The sequence below is a fragment of the Natrinema soli genome (genome assembly GCF_028618695.1).
This window is the reverse complement of the sequence record NZ_JAQIVI010000073.1, coordinates 25277-47814: the sequence shown is the minus strand read 5'-3', so window position 1 is coordinate 47814 and position 22538 is coordinate 25277. Positions and strand designations below refer to the sequence as shown.

Genomic DNA, 22538 nt, shown 5'->3' with positions numbered 1-22538 from the left:
GAGCATTGATCCAAACTCACTCTACGACCTGCTCACCTCTCAAACTGCGCTAACTAGACGGTGCCGACAGTACGGAAACAATTGTTTTTTGAAGGTGGTAAGCGGCAGGTGTTAGGCCGTACAACTCGACAGGAATATTATGACCTCGGCAGATACTGAACTCATATATCTGACCGTTGATGTGTGGCATCCAGACTGCTGGACGCTTCACGTGACGGAGGTGGTTGACGCCGGATTGCTTGGGTACGAAATGACGATGCAAGATGGTGACTTTGCTGACCGATTCAGGCTCTATCGGACGTACGGTGAGTCCCGGGCCGCTGTGGAGCAACTTATCGAAGCTGCCGATGACACCAACCTGACCAAAGACGTAATCATCTTATCGCCATCAACAACCCCCGATTCAAGAGCTTTCGGACCTGTCACGCAGGATATCTTGGTCGAATTCGATCCAGCACCGGGTATGCGCACCGCCTTCGCCGACCGCGGATTCATGCATTATGGCCCATCACAGCACGAGGACGGCCGGGAACGGCGGTCTCTTCTCACCATCTCCGAACGAGACACGGTCTATCAAGCGCTCGAAGACATCGAAGAGTCCTATGACGCTGATCTCGATATCGAACGGTTCACCACGACTCACACGCCAAGTGGAATGCGCGATTTGCCCAGCGATGGGTTATCACCTCGTCAGCGAGAAGCATTTCAGCTCGCACGGGCTCGCGGCTACTACGAATACCCGCGAGATGTCGCCTCGCAGGAACTTGCAGATGAGTTCGGAATCTCACGAACGACGTTTCTCGAACACCTCCGCAAGGCGGAACGAGAACTACTCACTGGGATCGAATTCCACTGATCGTGGTTTGGGCCGCAGCCTCTACTGTCGGCCGTTCCAACTGCGGCTGCTCTCCGAGTGGTCCCGTTATAGTGAGGTATCTACCTCATGATTCTATACCCCCGACTAATAGATGTAGATGACCCAATCTACTGGACAGCAATCGAGCTCGATTCAGGACGAGAACTCAGTCGGTCAGAACCCTCATTCACGGCCAACTGAGGACGATACGCGGGTGTCCCCAGATGTCGACTACGAAGGTGTCTCTGTTCCGGTGTTGATCATTGGGGCTGGAGCGGCAGGTGCCAGGACTGCTATCGAACTGGCCGAGGGCGGTGTGGAACCGCTAGTGATCGGAAAGTGCGACCATGGCGATGCTCACACGACGCTGGCTGCCGGTGGAATCAACGCCGTCCTCGGGAACCGCGACCCCGAAGATGATTCGCAAATACATGCCGCGGATACGCTGAAAGAAGGCCACTTCATCAACGATCCAGACGGCGTCGAGACGGTCGCGAACGCGATGCCCGATCGGATCCGAGAACTCGAAGAGTGGGAGATGCCGCTCAACCGAACTGAGGACGGGAAGATCGAACAGCGATACTTCGGTGCCCAGTCGTTCCGCCGGACGTGTTTCGTCGGTGACCGGACTGGCGAAGCCATTCTTGAGACACTGATCTCGAAAGCCCAAGAGTTGGAAATCCCCTACCGGGAGAATGTGATGATCACGAAACTCCTCTCGGACGGCGAGCAAGTCTACGGTGCCGTCGGCTACGACATGGACGACGGTCACTTTCTCCGCTTTGAGGCGCACGCGGTCGTACTCGCAGCGGGTGGCTACTCAGGGCTCTACAACCGCCACACCTCGCGCAACGAGGAGAACAACGGCGACGGCCCAGCGCTCGCGTACGACGCCGGCGCGCGCTTGATGGATATCGAATTCGTCCAATTCCATCCGACCGGTATGATGGGTGATCGGTACGGCGAAGACTGGGACGGTCGGCTCGTTACCGAAGCGGTTCGTGGCGAGGGCGGACGGCTATTCAACGCCGAGGGTGAGCGGTTCATGGAACAGTACTCACCCGAACAGATGGAACTCGACGCCCGCGACGTAGTGGCTCGTGCGATCGCTCAGGAGATCCGCGAGGGCAGGGACACCGAAAACGGCGGCATCTACCTCGATATCTCCCACAAAGACCGGGAGTTCCTCCAGGAACGGCTGCCCCGGATGTACGAGCGCTTTGCAGAGCTAGGTGTCGACATGGCAGAAGAGGCAGTCGAAGTCGCCCCAACGGCCCACTACGGGATGGGCGGAGTCGAAGTCGACTTCGAGACTGGTGCGACCGCCGTCGAGAACCTCTATGCCGTCGGCGAGACCATCGGGGGTATCCACGGAGCGAACCGCCTTGGGGGCAACTCGCTCTCAGAGACTGTCGTGCTCGGAACGGTTGTCGGCGATCACCTTGCAGACGAGTCGTATATCGGCAGCCCAGAACTGCCTGAATCACAGCAGCGTGCGGCCGATGAGCACTTCCGCGCTCTCAAAGCCCTCAGTAGCGAGGGAAGCGAGGACCCCCAAAAGGTTCTTCAAGCACTCGGTGACGTCGTAGAGGAGTCTGCAGGTATCATCCGGACCGAGGAAACCACGAACAAGGGTCTCGAAAGCCTCGAAGCGCTGCACAATCGGGCGGACGACCTCATGGCCGGCGAGCGGACCAGCCGCTCGTTTGAGTACGCGATCGACCTCGGGTTCTCGCTGACCATTGCCGAGGCGCTACTCAAAGGCGCACGCGAGCGCACTGAATCACGCGGCGCTCACTTCCGGTCGGATTACCCGGAGAAGAGAGAGGCTTGGCGCAAGAACATCACTTACAGCCAGACCAAGGAGGGTATGACACTCAACACGACGACTCCGAAAGAGCCCTCAGAAGCGGTCCGTAAAGCGCTCGATGCGGACTACGAATTGGACTATCATCAACTCGAATAGCTACAGACACCTCGTATCGGCATTCACAGGTCGATATAATGCAACGCTCATCTGTAGAAGTTAGTACCTAGGATTTTCTCGAACCAGTCATCGGTGTTGAGGAGATAGCCCAAGAAGTTCAGATAGTCCTGCAAGTGGTGTTTTGAGACTTCTCGCAACCTTCGCAATCAGTTGCGAAGGAAGCTATGGAGGTTCTCACAGCTGTTTGTGTAAGGATCACTTACAACATCGCTCTTGGGTAGTGGATTGTTGGTCAGTTCTCAGCCGTAGCTGGAAGTCGTAGCGGGCAAGGGTAACGCGAACGCGTCACCCGACGAACGATGATGCCAATCAAGACGTGCACGTCAACACCTTCGAGAGCTACGGGTCGCTGGTGCGACCGTGGCTCTCGCCGCATTGGGGCATCTCGAAGGACAAGCTCACGCCGTATCTTCGCGTCTTCCAGTTACGCCGTCGCGTCTACCGAAAACCAGGAAAAGAGGCGCTCAAAACCATCCTCGAAACTGCGCTGTGACTCACCAACAATCTACGCCACAAGAGCGTTCACTAAACACCGCCCGCTGTAAGCGAGCAACTCGTTTTTCGCTGCTATCAAATCGTTCTCATCGGTGTGTTGGTTACTACTGTGATTGCTTGTCGAGCACAATTTCAGTTCGGTCGTGGAGTGCTGCATCCCGATTTCTGAGGTGGTCCGGCGAGCGGTCATTGTACACGGCGAGCACCTCGGAGACGATACTCATCGCGATCTGATACGGTGCACTACCCCCTATATCCAGCCCAATCGGTGTGTAGATGCTCGAGAGTTCCGTCTCCGTGAACGTTCGGTCCTCGTCGGCGAACGCCTCAAGCATCTCCTCGAAGCGTTTGTGCGGCCCCATCAGGCCGATATAAGGAACAGGTGACTGCACGAGTTCCTCGAGGGCAAGCCGGTCGTCGACGAAGTTGTGACTCATCACGACAGCGTAGGTCCGCTCATCCAACTCGAGTGCATCGCGGATTTGTGCAGGGGACGACGAGACGACACGATTCGCATCCGGGAACTGGTCGCTCGCTGTGCCGGCGCCCCGAAATCCGACGACAGTCACTCGAAAGCCGGCTAGCCTCGCCAATTCGACGACGGGTGCGGCGTCGTATCCCGTCCCGAAAACCACGAGTTTCGGCGGCGCGGCGATACCATTACAAAAGAGCGTGACCGCCGAACCCAAGATGTCGACGGTGACCGTTTCCGCGTTTCCGGCTGTCGCGAGCGTCAATGCCGGGTCCTTGAGACGATTCAGCACGTCGTCGGGCCACGTCCCAACTAGCTCGTGGAATTCGCCGGCATCGTCGTGGTAGTACGTACGGTCACCGCGGGTGAACGCCTCGGTCTCGCTATCGAGAACCGTGATTACCGTTCCATTTTCGCCGTCCTCGAACGCTCTCAGTGCGGGCTCGAACGTGTCGGTAAGCGGCTCAAGGAGGATATCGATCACGCCGTTACAGCCGATGCCGAGCCCCCACACGTCGTCGTCGCCGCTCAGATCGAATCGTTCGATACGGGACTCTCCTGATTTGAAGACGGCCGTTGCTAGCGAGCGAACTTCATCCTCAAGACAGCCTGCCGTGAGACTCCCGACGTCGTCGCCGTCGCTATCGATGAGCATCTTCGTTCCCGGTCGGCGATACGCACTGCCCTCCACCCGAACGATTGTCGCAAGGACCGCTTGCCGATCGGATTGGCAAGCGTCGTGGATCGCGCCGAGAACGTCAGTTTCGGGAACACTCCAGTCTCGAGAGAGCATACCTCGCGTTGGTCACTCACACAATTATACCTTCTCGTCGGAGGGGAAACCCATATTTCGTGTCACTGTTCGGCCGACTGCGACCGACTTCCAAGCGACTTCTGGCTACCGATATACTCGTAGCCGATTCGACCGTGAACACCACGAAGCGAGAGCTGTCTCGCGATTTCCTCGAGATCCGATGGTCGGGCGAATCCGAACAGACCGTCGACGAACGGGGAGGCAATCGCCATTCCCCGACAGGTCGGTTCGTATTTGCTATCGGTCGCCAGCGGATTGAGCCAGAGAACGGAATCAGCTCGTTTCGAGAGCCGCGTTATCCCTTGTTCGAGCAGATCGAGTTCCCCAACCTCGAGGCCGTCGCTGATCACGAGCACGGCAGTCTCCCGGTCGACGGCATCCGGATAGTCGGTCCGAAGGGTCGAAATCGCGTCTCCGATCCGGGTCCCACCGCCCCACTCAGTCTCGGCGCGCTCGAGGGCCACAATGGCACGGTCGGACGACGGTTCGTCCAACTGTGCCGTCACCTCTCGGAGGCTGGTATCGAAGAAAAACACCCGGGCGGATCGCCAGTCGGCGTACAGCTGTCGAAGGACACCCAGCAAGAATCCGCGGTCGATACTGTCGAGGACCGACCGGCTCACGTCGACGAGAACGACGGCGTTCGCCGCCGTCCGATCGTAGCTCCGTCGCTCGAGCTCGAGGATGGTTCCACCGGTCCCGAAACTCCGTCGGAGGGTCCGACGAACGTTCAGTCTGTCTCCTGTCGGTGCGTCTTCGAAGCGTCGTCCCCGCTTCTGTCCTAGTACTCGGCCGATTCGCTCGAGTGACTCGCGAACGTCCGTGTTGGATATCGTAATATCGTCGACGGTAACCGGTTCCGAGCGTCCAGTTCGAGTCGACAGGGCGTGAAAGACGTATCCCGCGTCCAGCTCGGTGTTCTGTTCATCATCTCCGGCTGCGGGTGCGTTCGATTTCACCGCGGGCGACTGCGCGTGTTCAGTCCGCTCGATCGACTCCGCAGCATCGTCGTTCTCTCCGGCGTCCGGGTCTGGTTCACCAGCCTGTGGCACTGCAAAGGGCTGGGGTGTGTTATTGGCGGCTAGCGATGCGATGTCGGTATCGCCTTCTGTAAGTCTGGTCCAGAAGCGTGGAAAGAGCCGTTCGAACACGGAGATATCCGTGTATTGGGAGATGAGCGCAGCGCGGAGGGAGACACGGACGGTCGACTCATCGGGTTCCGGGAGTTCCGAGATAGCCTGAGCGGCTGTTATACTCGCCGTCGATGGGACGTCCGCGCCCTCGTCGCGGAGCGCATCGGCAAACCTCACGACCTCGCTAATAACGTGGTCGCGGACAGTCTCGAGTCCGCCGGATGGCACTGGATCGGTCACGCTTCGGCGTCCTCCGTCCGCTTTCGAGCATCCCGGCCCGCACGGACGAGGGCTTCGAGCAGATTGTCGTCGATTCGAGACACGTCCTCAACCTCCTTCAGCAGACATGATAGCGTGCGGTCGATCAGCTGGGGGGAAAGTGCGGTGGTGGATTCCTCATCATTGGTTTCAGTGCTGCCGGCCTCGGCCCCGGATCGAAGCTCGAGGAGCGCACGCGACCAGTCGAGCGTCTCCGCGATCCCGGGCTGTTTCAACAGCGGTTCCTCGCGCAACCGCTGGACGACACCGCAGATCTCCGCGGCTGTCGGCCCGTCTAATCCCGGTGCTTTTCGTTGGACGATTTCACGTTCCTTCTCGAACGACGGCGGTTCCACGTGGAGATACAAGCAACGCCGTTTGAGCGCGTCGCTCAGCCCTCGCGTTCGGTTCGACGTGAGGAGGACGATCGGCGGCACTGACGCCTTGACCGTCCCGAGTTCCGGCACCGTAACCTGAAACTCCGAGAGGAACTCGAGTAGCAGTGCTTCGAACTCCCGATCGGCACGGTCTATTTCGTCGATGAGGAGGACGGCAGGTTGCTCGCGATCGTCCGATAGCGCCCGGAGCAGCGGTCGTTCGAGCAAATACTCCTCGTCGAATACCGTGCTATCGTCGGTGACGCCGCGCTCACCGGCCTGCACCGAGAGCAACTGTTTCGTGTAGTTCCACTCGTAGAGGGTGTTCTCGGCCGCCAACCCCTCGTAGCACTGTAGACGAATGAGTTCGGTCTCGAGTCCCGCCGCCAGGACCTTTCCTAACTCTGTCTTCCCGCTTCCGGGTTCTCCTTCGATGAGTAGCGGTTTCCCGAGCCGAAGTGCAAGCAGTACCGGAACGACGATATCGTCCGCCGCGACGTACTCCTGCTGATCGAAGAGTTCTCCGAGATCCGACTCGGTGAACGCCGCGAACGAGGGAGTGGTCGACTCAGTCATCGCTCACCGTTCTTGGGAGCCATCGTCGCGCCGTGGTCCAGCGACGGCCAGTAATTCTCGCATCCATTGGGAGTCTGTCTCATGCTGAAGTGCTCCAGACGCTAAACCTTCACTCGAACAAAGTACTGAGGGTCCGAAACATTTGGTCAGATACTCGAGCCGGGACACATTTGGTAGTTTATCACACACAGGTGGCTATGGATCATAGCCCTTCGTATCGGGGCCATAGAACGACCATATGGACGGTGGTTATCCGAGGAACATCCCCTGTGACCGACTGAACCGGCAGAGAGGCCAGAATGGGTAACGACGAAATCCCGATTATCACACCGCCCTCGAGTAGTCAGACGAACCATCGGACGAATCAGACTGGCGATCAGGATCCAATGAACGGATCCAACGGGATTGCTGGCGTTGTCCTCGCCGCCGGAACGAGTTCGCGGTTCGGTGCGGCGAACAAACTGCTGGCCGACCTCAGGGGACGACCGATCGTCGCTCACGCCGTCGAGACGATGGTTGCGAGCGAGGTCGATCCAGTGATCGTCATCATCGGACACGATGCTGATCGAGTTGCAGACGTACTCGCGGACCAGCCGGTCACGTTGGTTCGAAACGACGAGTACGCTCGCGGCCAGGCTACGTCAGTCGGTGTCGGGATCGATGCACTCGAGACGTCTGATGTGGCTGCAGCGGTGTTTGCACTCGGTGATATGCCGTTCGTTAGTCCAGAAACCGTCGATACTCTCGTTGCGACGTATCGAACGGGACCCGAGACGGCTCTCGCGGCGGCATACGACGGCTCTCGCGGGAATCCGGTGCTGTTCGATAGGAGTTATTTCGAACGACTTACGGACGTCTCAGGAGACACTGGTGGACGTGCAGTATTGCTCGAGGGGGACCGGTCGGCGCTCGTTGCGACCGACGATTCGGGTGTCATCCGTGACATCGACGAACCGTCCGACCTTCCCTGAGAAACAGATCATAGACGGAATCGAACGGCATATTTCGCACCGCTGAGCGTCAAAATCTGCAATTTTGGTTGCAAACCTATTTACCTCGATATGGTGAGTAGCGAGTGTGAGTTTTTAACATGAAAATGGAGAACAGTACCCATGGACGAGCGAGGCACATACTCCGAGGGCTCTGAATGTCAGAACACGATATCTCGATAACGGTTAACGGTGAACAACACGAATTGACCGTCGAGCCGCGGACGTTACTCGTCTCGGCACTTCGAGACGAACTCGGCTATACCGGAGCGAACGTCGGCTGTGAGACGGGGCGGTGCGGTGCCTGTACGGTCAGGGTGGACGGGGAGACGATCAAGTCCTGTACTCGCCTGGCCGTCCAGGCCGACGGATCGGAGATCGAAACGGTCGAAGGGCTCTCCGATAACGGCGACCTCACCACTCTACAAGAGCAGTTTCAGGAACAGCACGGACTCCAGTGTGGCTACTGCACACCGGGGATGCTCATGACCGCCGACACGTTCCTCCGTGAGAACGACAATCCAACGCGTGAAGAGATTCGGGAGGCGATCGAGGGCAACCTCTGTCGGTGCACCGGCTACCAGAACATCGTGGATGCCATCGAGGCCACAGCTGACCAGTTGGGTGGGCAACGATGAGCGACGCGGATACGAATGAAGCGACGGAGTCAGCTGACGAACCCGACGGGGACGGCAGCAGTGGCGCTTTCGGCTCCGCCATCGAACGCGGCGAGGACGTTCCACTGCTAACCGGTGATGGGGAGTACACCGACGATATCTCCCTGCGTGGAACGACTCATCTGGCTATTCGTCGGTCCGATCACGCTCACGCACGAATCGAGAGTATAGATACTAGTGATGCGGCGGCTATGGACGACGTCATCGCGGTATACACCGGCGAGGACGTCGTCGAAAGCGGCGTTCCGAACACGATTCCGACCGCTTGGGACCTTCCCGGTCTCGTCCAGCCACAGTATCGCATGCTCGCCACGGACAAGGTCCGTCATGAGGGAAGGGGCATCGCCGCCGTCGTCGCGGAGACGCCGCACGCAGCCCACGACGCACTCGAACGGATCACGGTCGAGTACGAACCGCTCGAGCACGTCACCGATCCGGTCGAGGCCGTCGAACGCGACGCGCCCCCGGTTCACGACGAGGCAGCAGACAACGTCGCCTTCGACTTCGAACTTGGCGAGGCGGACGCTACCGACGAGGCGTTCGCCAACGCCGATCAGGTTGCGAGCGTCGACCTCCGACAGCCACGAATTATTCCGAACGCGATGGAACCACGTGCGGCCCTCGCGGACTGGGAGGACGCGACGGGGAAACTGCGTCTCTGGATGACGAGCCAGAACCCCCACCTCCACCGAATGCTGCTCTCGGCGGGGACGCTGGGACTTCCGGAGAACAAGATTCAGGTGATCGCTCCCGAAGTCGGTGGCGGCTTCGGTAGCAAGATCTACCACTATCCGGACGAGGCTGTGACGGCTTGGTGTGCCATGCAACTTGGCCGGCCGGTAAAGTGGCAGGCGACGCGTTCGGAGAGCTATCTGACCGACTGCCACGGCCGAGATCACGTAACGACCGGCGAGATTGCTCTGGACGACGACGGAACGATCCGTGGAGTTCGAGTCGAAACGCACGCCGGCCTCGGCGCACAGCTCTCGCAGTTCGGCACGGCGACACCGTCGTACCTCTACGCCACCGTTCTATCCGGCCAGTACACTATCCCGGCGATTCACTGTCGTGTCGTCGGCGCGTTCACGAACACGACACCCGTCGACGCCTATCGCGGTGCGGGTCGAGCCGAGGGGATCTACGTGATCGAGCGACTCGTTGATGTCGGTGCGCGGGAACTCGAGATGGATCCAGCCGAATTGCGACGGCGTAATCTCGTCCAACCTGACGAGTTTCCCTACGAATCGGCGGCGGCACTCGTCTACGACAGCGGTGAGTACGAACGTGCGATGGATCTAGCGCTCGATCACGTCGACTACGACGAACTACGCGAGCGCCAGCGCGAGCTTCGAGACGAAGATCGGTACATCGGAATCGGGATCGGTAACTTCGTTGAATCCGCGGGACTCTCGCCGTCCGGACTCGCCGGTGATCTCGGCTCACAGGCTGGCGGCTGGGAGAGTTCGATCGTCCGCTTCGATTCGACGGGGTCGGTAACGGTCCTCGCGGGAACCGCTGACCAGGGACAGGGACACCGAACGACCTACGCCCAGATCGCAGCCGAGGAACTGGGCCTCTCCGTTGACGACATCGATGTGGTCGAAGGCGACACCGATCGGATTCCGCAGGGGATGGGGACCTACGGCAGCCGAAGCGCCTCGGTCGGCGGCGGCTCCATCGCTCGCGGCGCTCGCGAGGTCCGGGAGAAGGCTCGTCGGATCGCCGCCCACCAGCTCGAGACGAGCGCGGACGACCTTGAGTTCGTGGACGGCGAGTTCCGCGTCACCGGCGCACCAGATCGATCGCTTCACATCCAGACGATCGCACACGAGGCCTACCTCGGCCACGACCTGCCCGAGGGGATGGATCCCGGTCTCGAGGAGACTAACTTCTACGATCCGGAGAATTTCACCTACCCCTTCGGCACCCACGTCGCGGTCGTTGAGGTCGATCCCGAAACGGGCGAGATCGAAATCGAGCGCTACGTTGCAGTCGACGACTGCGGCGAGATCATTAACCCGATGATCGTTGAGGGACAGGTCCACGGCGGGATCACACAGGGAATCGGGGCCGCGCTCTACGAGGGAGCGGCTTACGACGACAACGGACACCTTCAGACCCGTCGAATGGATGAGTACGCCGTCCCGCACTCGACGCAGCTACCGGAGTTCGAGACGGACAACACGGTAACGCCGAGTCCGCATAACCCGATCGGGGTGAAAGGCGTCGGCGAGTCGGCGACCATTGCGGCGACACCGACTATGGTGTCGGCCGTCGTGGATGCGCTCGAGCCGTTCGGCGTCGACCACCTCGACATGCCCATCACACCGGAGTCGGTCTGGCGGGCCACGGAGGGTGATCGGTAATGTACACGGACGACTTCGACTACTACCGGGCAGACAGCGTCGACGACGCACTCACACTGCTCAGTGATCACGACGGTGCCGAACTGGTCGCTGGCGCACACGGGCTGTTGCCGCGAATGAAGACGGGGGACGAATCGCCGCCGTCACTCGTCGATATCGGCCAACTGAGTGGGCTCGATATGATCGAAGAGAATGACGATGGAAATGACCTCTCGATGGGCGCACTCGCTACACACGCCGAAATCGCCGACTCCGAGACCGTCCGTCGGCACGCGGCCGCACTCGCCGACGCTGCGGCTGAGTTGGGTGACCCACAGGTCCGAAACGGTGGCACGATCGGCGGCAATCTCGCCCACGGCGATGCGCGTTCGGATCCGCCGGCCGCCCTGCTCGCGCTCGACGGTTCGCTCGAGGTTCGCGGGTTGGACGGCGAGCGAACGATCGACGCGACTGATCTCTTCGAGGGGCCATTCGAGACGGCGGTCGCCGATGACGAGATCGTCACTGGCGTTCGGATCCCGACCACCGACGATGCAGTAAGCGGCTACCGCAAACGTCGAGATCCGCTCTCGGGCTACGCGTTGGTCGGTGTCGGCGTCTGGCTTCGAACTGACGGCGAGACGATCGAGGAGTCTCGAGTCGCCGTCACCGGCGCGACGACGACTCCCGCGAGACTGCCGGCTGTCGAGGACGAACTCGAGGGGGAAGCAATTACCGAGGAGACGATCACCGCGGCATCGGCCAAAGCCGGTACAACACTTGATGACGGAGCGTTCGTTTCTGACGTGCAGGCGAGCGCCGAGTACCGCGAGCACTTGCTGACGATCGACACCGAGCGTGCGCTGTACGAGGTCCTAGATATCGGTCAGTAGACGATCAATGTGCTGGACGCGACCACGAGGGTCGTCGTCGCGTTTGTTCGAGAATGCTCGTATACGGCTGAAAATGCGACGACAACAGTGCCCAAACTTGATCGGAACTCAGAACGGCGTCAGGTGGTCTCGAGAATCGTGTCGCGGCCCTCGAGCCTGAGAAAACCGCAGTGTGACCCGCTCTGAGCCCCGGGGCTAAAATTCGATCTCTTAGTAGTCGGTCTCAATGGCTGCCTCAGTAGTGACTTTGAAAGCCACTGCTCGAGTCGAAAGCGTCTCGGCGATTTCTCGCCGCTGCTCGAGCGTGAGCTCGTCGCGCTCGAGGACTTGGCGGGAGGCCTAGACGAACGTCGGAACGTCATCGTAGGCACTCACCATTGCTTTCGTCTTTTTGCAGTCGTAGCAGTCAGCTGCACGTTCGATCGCGTCTCGTCGGTATGCATAGTCGCCGTCGGTTCTGATTCGAACGGTTCAGGGAGACGTTCGACGACGACGAGGAACGCCGATTCGGGCAGACCCAGACGGGGTACAAGGAGTGGGCCGTCGACCGCCTCCAGCAGCACCACACGATAACGGTCACCTACACCGGCGACAACAACGTCACCTACAACAAGACGTGTGAGCCGAACCGCTCGGACATCTTGGTCCAGTTGATCGAGCCCGTGTACCTCCCTGAGGTCCGCCACACGACCGACTTCCAGGAGTGCACTACCCCTACGAATACTACGCGGCAGGCCCATCTCGGGTCACCGCCGAGGACGGGATTCATCGCTGTGTCAACTGTGGCAAGAGGTAGCTCGAAGACCCAGCCGCCCTCCTGGCGGACTGAAAGGGCGAGGCACGCTCACGTTCGCATGGTCGCTTGCGTGGACCACTATCCACGCGAGTGCGGTGTGGGTGTCCGAGCGCGGATATCCCGGGTGGTTCGAGAGAGCAAATCTCTCTTATCATCCCAAAAATCGAAGGTTTTCGGAGACAGCAACCGCGAGCGCGTCGAGGGATTTCACCACTCGTTATCGAGTGCGGTCGCCACCACCTGACCTGGCGCCGAGACGTCTGAAAAATGAGATGCCACGCTCGCTTTAGTACGCGAGTTGGTCGACGGTCGTCCCAACTGCCGTCTGCACCATCGCCGTGTCACCGTCGTCGTTCCAGATTTCGGTCCCGTAGCCCATGTAGCGGTCGTCGGCGTCGTTGGTCCCACTACCAGTGTGGACGTATACCGAGTCACCGGCGCCGAGCGTGAACTCCGCAAACGTGTGGCTATGACCTGCCTCGTCGGCGAGCGTGAACCCGTCGAGGTCGACCGAACTACTGCCGGTGTTGGTGATCTTCACACGCTCGTCGTTGAGGGAACTCGCTTCCGCGTTGACCCAATCGATAGTAAGCGCACTTCCGTCCCCACCCGACGACCCGTCATCGCCAGAGCCGTCGTCGTTCGGCGTCCGACACGACCAGGCGTTTCGCTCGGCGGACTGAGCCGCCGATTCGGCGCTGTAGAATGAATCGCTCTGGGAGAACGTACTGTCGTAGACTCGGGCGTGGCCCCGCTCCACGAGATCGTAGTTGAAGTTCGAACCGTCGACCTGTACGTACGCGAGCAGACGGCCGTAGTCACCGCGTCGGTCCGCCTGGCTGTCGAACTGCAGCGTAACCGTTTGGCCAGCGAGTTGGTCAGTCGCGTACGCACTCGCGTTCTCACCCGCGGCTTGCAGGCACTCACGGCCCGCCTGCGTGTCCGGCACACCCTCGAATTCGCCAGGCGAGACCGTCCCGTACGTTTCCGGTGTGTCAACACCTAGCAGTCGAACGGTATCGGTCGACCCGTTCTGGTATTCGATGTCGATTGTGTCGCCGTCGACGACGTTCGTCACCGTCGTTGACTCGCTGATCGAGGTCGTCGTCTCGACCGACGGCGCCGTGACCGCCCCCGCCGAGGCCGTCATCCCAGTTGCAACGAGTGCTACGACCATGACCGCTGTCAGGAGTTTCTGTCGAACCACACTCACTGACCTGACTGCAATCGTCATCAACTTGTGTAATATCCATATGTACTAGTATATACATATATTTCAGCTCATTTCTAAGTCGAAATGGAACTGCACTCACCGACAGGTCGATCTACTACGCTCAGACGGTCCAACTCGCATGGCGACCTCTGGCATCAGGGCTGTAAGAGAATGAAAGAGTATCTTGATGCCGGTGAGATAGCCACCTGGATTCGCATCCAGGAACAGGACGTCAGCCGTGAGTACGCGACCAAACTCGCCCGGTGGACGATTGACGGGTTGCTCGACCTCTCAAAGCATCGACTGTACGACGAACTGCGTTCCCGGCGGAGTGATGGGCTCCAGTACAAGGTGCGACGACTCGTGTTGTCAGCAGATGCAGAGATATCTGGGGAACAGCGCTGCCCGACAGACTCGAGCCCGTCGACAGCTGGTGTCACCGGTGACTAGCGTCCCTAGAGGCCTGCAGACGCCCAAGAGGGCACCTGGCAGCTAACTGGTCAATGTACACCCACGACTTGTAGTGTCGGCTATCGGCTACCGGTCGCGGTTCAGTACTCGTCGCCCTGCTTGCGTGATCTCGTAATTACTGGTAGAGTGTTTTACGAGAACCTCCCTTTCTTCGAGAGCGAGTAAGGTTCGGAACTGCGTCTCTTCGACGCCGATCCGCTCCTCTATCTCTTCGATGGACGGCGGTTCTTCGTTCTCGCCCACCGCCAATTCGGTTAGGTATGCTCCCTGAAGACGACGGGAAGTGCAAAACGCAGTACTGGTCAGATGACGATCGCGAGCACCTCATCAACTACGCTACGAAGCGCGTCGATATGGCGCTCGAGGGAATGATCTGGGTCAATCGAGAGACTGCATTCTGCGATAGAGCGACCGTCGTCATGCTCGACGGAACGGGTGCGCGTGAAGCGGAACTGTTCTCGGATCCAAAGGACGAGAAACGTGATGGCCTCCGCTGGTCTGACGTCGATTTCGAAGAGCGGTCGATAGAAGTCTATGGCAAGTCACGAGACTATGAAACCGCACCTTCCCCGAGAGCGTTGATGATGTCCTCGAGCGCTGGCGCGGACTCCTTGATCCACCAATCGACGAGTGGCCTGTTTTCCCGACCGGCCACTATCAGTCGAATCGATCGGTGAGGAGACGGTTTCTGCGGCACTCGAGGACCGGGAGTGATACGGAGAAAACGGAGGTTCTTGACCGACTACACCGTGAGCATGAGGTCCCACCGCCGTCGATCTCCAAAGAAGGAGTTCGGCGGCTGATGAAACGCCTCACGAAAGAGGCGGGTATCGACCCGGACGGTGATTACGACTATCTCCCACTCCACGGCGCGCGACGGGCGCTCGGTCGTGACCTGTACGCCAGTGACTTGTCCGAAAAGGCGCAAGAAGCTCTCTGCCACCAATCGATTGAGACGACACGTGAAGCGTACTCGGATACCAAGATGAAGGACGTCTCTGACAGTATCGACGAAGTCCGCGACTGATCTGGACTACGAACTATGCGGTAGTAGTATGAGAGTCGAGTAGCTTCTTCGCCACCTCCACACGGGGGTCGGGGAACTCCGCGGCGGCCTACGAGATATGAACACGACTGCTACTCGACTCGTGTTCATATCGGGGAAATCGCTCTTCGTGACGTGCAACCGGAGGAAGGATAGAAAGAAGCGAGCTAATGACGATGCCAGGATTTCTGCGAAAAGTTTAGTGATCCCTAAGAGACTCATTCTAAGCATGGTAACATTTCGGGAAAGTTGAAAGGAATAAATGGCAGAATTTTTCCGAGAGCCAAACCGGGAAAAGCTAAAAGAAATTCTGCGAAGTTATGATGGAGAGTACGATGTGAGCTACCAACAGCGATCGATACCGCTCTTAAGCAACTCTCTGCGCCAAAAGTAAGCAATTATTTCTAACGCGTACTATAGATGGTAGAAGTGGCGCGCACGACCAACCTCATACGGCCCACGGGGACGCATTCTTGCGCTGCAGGCAGGGCAGACGACATCTCTGCCATCTTCCACCTCTTCCGGAAGGACCGTGTTACATTCTGCACCAGCAAACGAATGAGCGATAAATGGCATCTATAGGCGGAGCAGGCCGAGTGCCCCGGGGCTTGACCCCGAGACAGTTCACTGCGACCTTGTTATCGGAATTCTGGCTACCAGATCAGAAGACTACTCCGGCAATAGAGCCATTCTGGGGAGCACAGCACTAGGTTTATACCGCTCGGAGAACTTCTTTCACGTATGAGCCTTGAAGAGACGGTTGATTACCTCGCCGAGGAACTCGACCTCGAGCGGAGTGAACACGTCCGAGAGGTCGGTCAGTCGGTCGCCGAGCTTCGCGACTAATCAAAACATTTCTCTGAAATCTCGTTCGACGAGCCCCGTTTCCAGATACTCAATGAAGTCCTGCTTTGTTGGCCCTGCTTGACTGAGGAGGTCCTCCCGATCTGCACGTTCAAGTACTGAGTGAGCAAACTCTGTACAGTGCTCTTCATGCCGACCAGCGTACGTTGAGAGGGCCTCACGCCAGTGCATATCCAGGTCGAACTCAGCTAATCGGATCTGAATTCCATCCTTCCGCTCGACGAGATCGACACCTAATTCTTGGATTTGCTTGAACCGGACGTTGTTCCGGCGGACGGTGATGAGGCGCTTGGACTCGACGATATACGGATCGACCCACTCTCGCCATGTGGCATCGTCGACGTGTGTCCGTGGCATATTAAATTCTGGATCCTTGCTCTCAATATAGAACTGGAGCATCGCGATTCCAGTTCGATGATTTGCGTTCGGAAGCGAGTGATGGAGAATGAGGTTCGACATCACTTCGCCGGCGACCTGTGGGAGTGCTGCTCCCCACGAGACGTGGTCGAGCGCCTGCCGGATCTTCTGCGGTTCAAACTCTTTGTAGAGGCGGAATTCGTCTTCCTCTCGGACGTCCACAGCGGCTTCAAGCAACTCCACTAAGCGAAAGGCGACAACCTGCCCCTCGCGAGGGAGTTCGGTAATTCGGTCACTGAGCCATTCTCTGTCGAAATCAATGTCTCCTGCGTCTTCGATCTCCGTGTCGCCTTCATAGAGCACGTAGATGGGGGTATCAAACGGATAGCCGATGAGCTTCGTCGCGCCGTCTAGCTCCGTTTGCCGGGGGAGCAAATCTGCTGGAGAGGCCGAGCTATACTTCAGCGAGAAGTTCTCGGCCTGAGGATGATGATAGTGGACGACACGAGCCATCTGTACGGTTGAGTTCGTCATTGGCGCTTATATCAACTCTGCATTCCCCGCTGGTGGGTAGCTGCCGCCATGCTCCTGTTATGGTGCCAGCGGTTCCACGGTCTCAAGCGCTTCGTGGGCGTCTGAGTGATGTCGGACTGAAGAATACTGACGAGGATCGGATTCTACGGGAGTGGTTCCGGAGTGAGTCTGAGTACGATTCGCTCACCGAGTGGCCGATTGAGGAGTTCCTCGAGACGCTCGAGGCGTTCCTTGATGAATACGTTTCGGCATCGGCGGAGTATCAGGATACACTCGTTGGTGAGAGCGAAGTGCAGGCTCGGTTGGGCTGTTGGGGTGTGATTGGGACGTAGTTCAATAATAGCGTTCATAAGATATTTAAGGTAAAGGGGATGAATTCGGTCCGGGAATATATTACGTATATAACATAATGATTAATAATGGTGACGGTGTAGGGAGGAGGGTCATGCGAGAAGATATCGAATTCGAAGCGGAGGAGGACATGCTCCGTGGATGGCTTTATACGCCAGATGACGCGGACGAACCGGTCCCGACTATCGTGATGGCACACGGGTTCTCGGCGGTCAAGGAGATGTACCTCGACAAGTATGCCGAGACTTTCAGTGAGGCTGGACTGGGAGCACTCGTTTTTGACAACCGAAACTTCGGTGAGAGCGAAGGGGAGCCCCGCTACGAGATCGACCCGTGGCAACAGGTACGGGACTATCGACACGCGATCACGGCATTGTTCAGATTAGCTGGTTCCAGCAGTATGCGTAGCTCTGCAACCATGTTTCAGCGGTTGCTGGATCGGCGTTTCTGAAGCAGTTTCCAAACTGAGTAGTACGTCGTTTTATCTCTTGGAATAGACGTTCGACGGCATTCCGATTTCCATGTTTCTCGTATCGAAATCGGAGTCCAAGGTGATGGAGTGCAGCTTTAAGCCACGGAGCTGAATCGACGAGAAACACGGCGTATTGGACATCGTGTTTCTCTCTCAGTTCACACAGAAACATCTCAGTAAGTGCGATTGTACGCGTTGGATAGAGCTTGACGTGGAGAAATTCGTTCGTTTTGGGATCGACAGCAGCATACAGCCAGTAGCGCTGATTGTCAAGTTGGATCACGGTCTCGTCGAGCACAACGTGATCCGGCTGGCTTCCCGTTGTCGGCTGTAAATTGGCTTTCTGTACCCAATTATGGATTGTCGATCTCGCCCGTTCGACACCGAATCCCTCTAAGGCAGAAACAGTATCCGAAAGTGATAATACCGATAAATGGAGTTGGATACTCAATCGCATCAACTCGCGCGGTGTCGCCTCTCGCTCCACAAAATCTAATTGAACGCCGCTACTAGAGCCGTTGAGGCGGCTGAATTCGGGCATGGACACCTAGAATTCTGACCGCCTCGCTTTTCAGACCTTATCTGAACAGCGCCGATCTAAAGTCCACACAGAACTATGCATGACAAAGCGACCTAGCCGACTTCTGATCCGTACCGGTTTGGTGGCGATCCCGCCGCCGCGCCCCTATTCAACGCAGCAAAATATCCAGTATTTAGACGTCACTGAGACGCGTACTCTCGTTATCTTCAAGACAGCGATCCTCAATCTCGAGAGCAACGAGGGAACCCTTACAACTCTCAGTGGTGCCGAGATTACGGTCTATGAACTGCCTCGTCACACCAATACTGATGATCCAGAGAATGAGGCGATCTCAGTCATTGAGAAGTTCATTGATCAGATTACCTCGGCTGAGATGACGACAGCCTCGCGTCACGAGTAAACCTCTTCTCAATAATCCTGTTCTCTAGGCCGTGGCAAACCGCTATACTGCGATGATTCAGTACACCTTTCTCAGATTAGCACTTGGGGTGTGTGGACACTGATCACGGCCAATCAGTAAGAAGCGGTTTCTCAAAGAGAATCACACCTTCGACAAATATAAATAACATCATTTCTGCTATACAGGTAGGATGACATACCTTACCACAGCGAAGAGATTTAGCCAGCTTGTGAGCAAATATTTCGTACTGTGGGTTGTAATCGCGGTTGTCCTTTCTTTTCTGAGTCCTGAAACGTTCGTGTGGATCGGGGAGTATGTGTCAATACTTCTAGGCGTGGTGATGCTGGGGATGGGGCTTACACTCACCACCGATGATTTCAAACGGATTCTCGAGCGCCCACGAGACGTTCTCCTAGCAGCGGCCGCCCAGTGGCTGATTATGCCAACTGCAGCGTATGCACTCGTTCTAATACTTTCACTGCCTGCAGAGATTGGTATCGGTCTCATTATTCTGGGGGCGGCACCGGGTGGGACGGCCTCCAACGTGTACACGTATCTGGGAAAAGGCGATGTTGCTCTTTCAGTTACTGTGACATCCGTGACGACACTCGCAGCGCCGATAGTGATGCCAGCCTGGGTTATTCTCTTTGCCGGAGAACAAATCCAAGTCACGTTTGCGGAGATGTTTCAGGAGATCGTTTTTATTGTCGTGATTCCAGTCATTCTTGGTTTCACACTACGGCGGGTTCTTGATCAGTATGCACCAACTGCTGCGAAAGCGGGATTGACGGTATTCCCTGCGATCAGCGTGATGGCAATCGTTGCGATCGTTGCAGCAGTCGTCGGTGCGAACGTCGAAAATCTCCTTACTGCGAGTGTCATCGTCTTATTTGCGGTCGTTCTTCACAACGTAATTGGCCTGTCTGCTGGCTATGGGACGGGGTACGTGTTTGGGATGGCGGCAGATCGATCACGCGCGTGCTCGTTCGAGGTTGGAATGCAAAATAGCGCACTGGCTGTCGCGATCGCAACTGGATTCTTTTCACCACTGGCATCGTTAGTCCCTGCGCTTGCAGTCGTTCTCCACCAACTTACTGGTCCTGCACTGGCTTCCTATTTTTCGAGCCGAGACGCTGAATCAATTGACGAAACAACAAAGCCAGCCCAATCAGTCAGCGACTAGTGTCAGTATTCGCTGATCGTTGAACCGTTTTTCCACATAGTTGTAGATATCGAGCGGGTAGCGGAATCGACGAACCAAGCGGGTCGAGAGTCTCGAGGGCAAAAACGAGAGCAGTTGCCGGCAGTCGAGGTGGAGAACGGTCTTTGCGACCAGAGAAATCTCGGAACCCATATGTTTAATTGATTTTCGTTCGATTACGCAGGTATGTCAAACGAACTGCAAGCCCTTTCCTCGATACTGGACCCTGATCAAATATCATTTACAGATGCAGACCGACATGAGCGATCTGTCGACTGGGGAACCAGCGAAGAGAACGGTGTGCCCCCGGACGTCGTCGTTTGGCCCGAAAGCACTGCAGATGTGGCTGCAGTACTTTCGTGGGCCAATGAGGAACGAATACCAGTTACTCCATACGCCGCCGGAACGAGCCTCGAGGGGAATGCTGTCCCGCTGGAGAAGGGCATAAGCCTCGATATGAACCGAATGGACGAGATTTATGAAATTCGTCCAGATAATCTCCAGGTTGATGTTGGGCCTGGGATTTACGGCGACGAGATCAACGAGGCAGTTGGAAAACAGGGCCTCATTTTGCCGTCGCTCCCCTCATCGGGAAAAATCTCGACAATCGGCGGAATGCTTGCAAACGATGCGTCGGGTATGAAGACCGTAAAGTACGGCGAAGTCGCAGACTGGCTGCTCGAGGTTGAGGCCGTGTTGCCGACAGGAAAAGTGATAACTGCCGGGAGCAAGGCGACGAAGACTTCGTCTGGGTATAATTTGCTGGACTTGCTTGTCGGAAGTGAGGGAACACTTGGGGTTATCACACGAGCGACGCTGCAATTGGCTGGCCGTCCGGAGCAGGTTTGGGGCGGGCGAGCAACCTTTTCAGCGCTCGGCGATGCAGCCGATGCGATCTTCGATACCATCCGTTCAGGTGTCGATGTTGCCAAGATCGAACTAATCGATTCGATCAGTGCAGAGATGGCAAACGCGAGTCTGGATACCGGCTTATCGAACTCGCCAATGGTGTTCCTCGAGTTCCACGCGAACCACAATATCGAAGCCGAAGTGGAGTTCTGTCGGACGATATTCGAAGCGCACGATGTGACCGAGTTTGCCGTTGCTGAAAGCGGCCCAGAGATGACGGACCTCTGGGAAGCGCGGCGTGAACTTGCAGACGCTGTTGACCCCTTTGATCCAGATCTTTCTTCGCTCACTCCCGGCGACGTGACGGTTCCGATTAGCGAGTACCCAGAGATGGTGAGATACGTAAAGGAGTTAGGTGAGGAACATAACTTCCTGATCCCGTGCTTTGGACACGCAGGAGACGGTAATCTCCACTACTTCGTTATGGTCGACGTTGAAGACCAAGAGATGGTAGCGAAAGGAGAACAGATTTCAAAGCAAATCGTTGAAAAGGCAATCAAAATGAACGGGACTGCGACTGGTGAACACGGGGTTGGGATCGGGAAACAAGACTATCTTGCCAATGAGCATGGAGACGCGGCAGTCGAAGCGATGCGATCAATCAAGAAAGCGTTCGACCCAAATGGGATACTCAACCCGGGAAAAGTTCTCCCTGAGTCATAGACTAGATAAACAGTCAATGCTCTTGTGAAGCACGTTGTTGGTGGAGAGCAGTCTGGTGGTTCCGACGGAACACGGAGTTCCTCGAGCGCTGATTAAACTATCGATCTGAGCAGCTATGAGTGGGTTTTACGGTCGGCCCTAAACGCTATCACGGTTACTAAAAACGAACTCGCTCACCGAACTTGGACTGGTCGCTGAGTCCGGCCCTGCTGATGATCGGACTGTCGAGTTGCTCGAGGCCGGCCGACAGCTACTCGAGCAGCTGGACGCCCAACACGGTCGTCAACAGGAACTGTCGGAGGCCGTGAGCGACACCGGAACATCCTCCCAACAGTGCCGTGGGCCGAATAATCCATATGCTTCTCACAGCCGAAAACCGCCTGTCACAGCGCGAGCTTGCCGACCGAACAGATGTCTCGACACGGACAATTCGGAAGTATCGCGACCGACTCGAGGCACTCGATATCATTCGCGTCGACGAGAGCGGGTACCGCCTAACGCTATCGTTCCAAACCGCTTCCGAACGCCGTGATCCCGTTCTTTCAACCGTCCTCGAGGAGAACCAGACGCTCCTCGACGCAGCCGATGCACTCCTCGAGACGATCTTGCCACCAGATCGGTACGGCGACCCAAACGATCCACTGGGGAGTGTTCTCTTTTGGCCGCCGGATCCGCTACGCCTACTCGAGCATTCGACGATTGGTCCGTGGCTGCAAATAGCAGCTGCACTCACAGCAACAGAAACTCCCAGGAACGGCCGCGCTGTTCATATAGGTCCACCGCTCGAGCAGCAAGCACTTTCTTGCACAACTCAATAGAGTTGGACTATTGTTCTGATTTATCTTCGTC

Annotated in this window: 22 protein-coding genes and 4 pseudogenes; 17 read left to right on the top strand and 9 right to left on the bottom strand. The window is 57.4% G+C overall.

Features of this window, described 5'->3' with window-relative positions; all coding sequences use genetic code 11:
- Nucleotides 1-463: 463 nt before the first annotated feature.
- Complete coding sequence (locus PGX04_RS04565; RefSeq protein WP_273737422.1) at nt 464-856, top strand: helix-turn-helix domain-containing protein; 393 nt, start codon at nt 464-466, stop codon at nt 854-856.
- A gap of 118 nt (nt 857-974) precedes the next feature.
- The gene (locus tag PGX04_RS04560; protein ID WP_273737421.1) at nt 975-2822 is read left to right on the top strand and encodes an L-aspartate oxidase; all 1848 of its coding nucleotides are present in this window, start codon (nt 975-977) and stop codon (nt 2820-2822) included.
- 47 nt (nt 2823-2869) lie between these two features.
- On the opposite strand, the pseudogene PGX04_RS04555 reads toward PGX04_RS04560, so the two are convergent.
- Nucleotides 2870-3049: pseudogene (locus PGX04_RS04555) on the bottom strand (IS1595-like element ISHti5 family transposase); the annotation flags it as partial.
- Nucleotides 3050-3150: 101 nt separating this feature from the next.
- On the opposite strand from PGX04_RS04555, the pseudogene PGX04_RS04550 reads away from it, so the two are divergent.
- Nucleotides 3151-3336, top strand: a pseudogene (locus tag PGX04_RS04550) (IS1595 family transposase); the annotation flags it as partial.
- Nucleotides 3337-3442: 106 nt separating this feature from the next.
- Here PGX04_RS04550 and PGX04_RS04545 read toward each other — a convergent pair.
- The 3 genes from PGX04_RS04545 to PGX04_RS04535 form a co-directional block, all read right to left on the bottom strand.
- Nucleotides 3443-4603, bottom strand: a complete 1161-nt coding sequence (locus PGX04_RS04545; RefSeq protein ID WP_273737420.1) for an XdhC family protein — start codon at nt 4601-4603, stop codon at nt 3443-3445.
- Nucleotides 4604-4665: 62 nt separating this feature from the next.
- Nucleotides 4666-5997 carry a VWA domain-containing protein gene (locus tag PGX04_RS04540; protein ID WP_273737419.1) on the bottom strand — a complete coding sequence of 444 codons (1332 nt, stop codon included), beginning with the start codon at nt 5995-5997 and terminating at the stop codon, nt 4666-4668.
- Complete coding sequence (locus tag PGX04_RS04535; RefSeq protein WP_273737418.1) at nt 5994-6968, bottom strand: AAA family ATPase; 975 nt, start codon at nt 6966-6968, stop codon at nt 5994-5996. Before PGX04_RS04535 ends, PGX04_RS04540 begins: the two co-directional genes overlap by 4 nt.
- Before the next feature lie 299 nt (nt 6969-7267).
- Between PGX04_RS04535 and PGX04_RS04530 the strand changes: the two genes are divergently transcribed.
- The 4 genes from PGX04_RS04530 (at nt 7268) to PGX04_RS04515 (ending at nt 11872) form a co-directional block, all read left to right on the top strand.
- On the top strand, nt 7268-7939 hold the full coding sequence (locus PGX04_RS04530; protein WP_273737417.1) for a nucleotidyltransferase family protein: 672 nt from the start codon (nt 7268-7270) through the stop codon (nt 7937-7939).
- A gap of 176 nt (nt 7940-8115) precedes the next feature.
- Nucleotides 8116-8595: a (2Fe-2S)-binding protein gene (locus PGX04_RS04525; protein ID WP_273737416.1), complete on the top strand. Its 480-nt coding sequence runs from the start codon at nt 8116-8118 to the stop codon at nt 8593-8595.
- A complete protein-coding gene (locus tag PGX04_RS04520; protein ID WP_273737415.1) occupies nt 8592-11000 on the top strand; it encodes a xanthine dehydrogenase family protein molybdopterin-binding subunit in 2409 nt (802 codons plus the stop codon). Before PGX04_RS04525 ends, PGX04_RS04520 begins: the two co-directional genes overlap by 4 nt.
- Complete coding sequence (locus PGX04_RS04515; protein ID WP_273737414.1) at nt 11000-11872, top strand: FAD binding domain-containing protein; 873 nt, start codon at nt 11000-11002, stop codon at nt 11870-11872. Before PGX04_RS04520 ends, PGX04_RS04515 begins: the two co-directional genes overlap by 1 nt.
- A 210-nt stretch (nt 11873-12082) precedes the next feature.
- Here the strand turns inward: PGX04_RS04515 and PGX04_RS04510 are convergent.
- A pseudogene (locus tag PGX04_RS04510) lies at nt 12083-12334 on the bottom strand (DUF7692 domain-containing protein).
- Nucleotides 12335-12339: 5 nt separating this feature from the next.
- Here PGX04_RS04510 and PGX04_RS04505 point away from each other — a divergent pair.
- A pseudogene (locus tag PGX04_RS04505) lies at nt 12340-12668 on the top strand (restriction endonuclease); the annotation flags it as partial.
- A 286-nt stretch (nt 12669-12954) separates the two neighbouring features.
- Here the strand turns inward: PGX04_RS04505 and PGX04_RS04500 are convergent.
- A complete protein-coding gene (locus tag PGX04_RS04500) occupies nt 12955-13875 on the bottom strand; it encodes a thermonuclease family protein (RefSeq protein WP_273737413.1) in 921 nt (306 codons plus the stop codon).
- A 90-nt stretch (nt 13876-13965) separates the two neighbouring features.
- Here PGX04_RS04500 and PGX04_RS04495 point away from each other — a divergent pair, with 90 nt between their 5' ends.
- On the top strand, nt 13966-14331 hold the full coding sequence (locus PGX04_RS04495; RefSeq protein WP_465263791.1) for a DUF8008 family protein: 366 nt from the start codon (nt 13966-13968) through the stop codon (nt 14329-14331).
- 87 nt (nt 14332-14418) lie between these two features.
- Here the strand turns inward: PGX04_RS04495 and PGX04_RS04490 are convergent, their stop codons facing one another.
- Entirely contained in the window at nt 14419-14595 is a 177-nt protein-coding gene (locus tag PGX04_RS04490; protein WP_273737411.1) for a hypothetical protein, read from the bottom strand.
- A 17-nt stretch (nt 14596-14612) separates the two neighbouring features.
- On the opposite strand from PGX04_RS04490, the gene PGX04_RS04485 reads away from it, so the two are divergent.
- Together PGX04_RS04485 and PGX04_RS04480 are read left to right on the top strand one after the other, a co-directional pair.
- Nucleotides 14613-15029, top strand: coding sequence for a hypothetical protein (locus PGX04_RS04485; RefSeq protein WP_273737410.1), 417 nt, complete (start codon nt 14613-14615; stop codon nt 15027-15029).
- Between the two features lie 125 nt (nt 15030-15154).
- Complete coding sequence (locus PGX04_RS04480; protein WP_273737409.1) at nt 15155-15379, top strand: site-specific integrase; 225 nt, start codon at nt 15155-15157, stop codon at nt 15377-15379.
- Nucleotides 15380-16243: 864 nt separating this feature from the next.
- Here the strand turns inward: PGX04_RS04480 and PGX04_RS04475 are convergent.
- Complete coding sequence (locus PGX04_RS04475) at nt 16244-17131, bottom strand: DUF8172 family protein (protein WP_273737408.1); 888 nt, start codon at nt 17129-17131, stop codon at nt 16244-16246.
- Between the two features lie 80 nt (nt 17132-17211).
- On the opposite strand from PGX04_RS04475, the gene PGX04_RS04470 reads away from it, so the two are divergent.
- Entirely contained in the window at nt 17212-17484 is a 273-nt protein-coding gene (locus tag PGX04_RS04470; RefSeq protein ID WP_273737407.1) for a hypothetical protein, read from the top strand.
- A 113-nt stretch (nt 17485-17597) separates the two neighbouring features.
- Nucleotides 17598-17954 (top strand): alpha/beta hydrolase, encoded by a 357-nt coding sequence (locus tag PGX04_RS04465; RefSeq protein WP_273737406.1) that lies wholly within the window; start codon nt 17598-17600, stop codon nt 17952-17954.
- Here the strand turns inward: PGX04_RS04465 and PGX04_RS04460 are convergent.
- A complete protein-coding gene (locus tag PGX04_RS04460; protein WP_273737405.1) occupies nt 17881-18516 on the bottom strand; it encodes an IS6 family transposase in 636 nt (211 codons plus the stop codon). The genes PGX04_RS04465 and PGX04_RS04460 overlap by 74 nt on opposite strands.
- 121 nt (nt 18517-18637) lie before the next feature.
- Here PGX04_RS04460 and PGX04_RS04455 point away from each other — a divergent pair, with 121 nt between their 5' ends.
- The 4 genes from PGX04_RS04455 (at nt 18638) to PGX04_RS04440 (ending at nt 22507) form a co-directional block, all read left to right on the top strand.
- Complete coding sequence (locus PGX04_RS04455) at nt 18638-18916, top strand: hypothetical protein (protein WP_273737404.1); 279 nt, start codon at nt 18638-18640, stop codon at nt 18914-18916.
- A gap of 190 nt (nt 18917-19106) precedes the next feature.
- On the top strand, nt 19107-20099 hold the full coding sequence (locus PGX04_RS04450; protein WP_273737403.1) for a bile acid:sodium symporter family protein: 993 nt from the start codon (nt 19107-19109) through the stop codon (nt 20097-20099).
- A gap of 204 nt (nt 20100-20303) precedes the next feature.
- Entirely contained in the window at nt 20304-21689 is a 1386-nt protein-coding gene (locus PGX04_RS04445; protein WP_273737402.1) for an FAD-binding oxidoreductase, read from the top strand.
- 356 nt (nt 21690-22045) lie between these two features.
- Nucleotides 22046-22507: an HTH domain-containing protein gene (locus PGX04_RS04440; RefSeq protein ID WP_273737401.1), complete on the top strand. Its 462-nt coding sequence runs from the start codon at nt 22046-22048 to the stop codon at nt 22505-22507.
- Nucleotides 22508-22538: the final 31 nt, after the last annotated feature.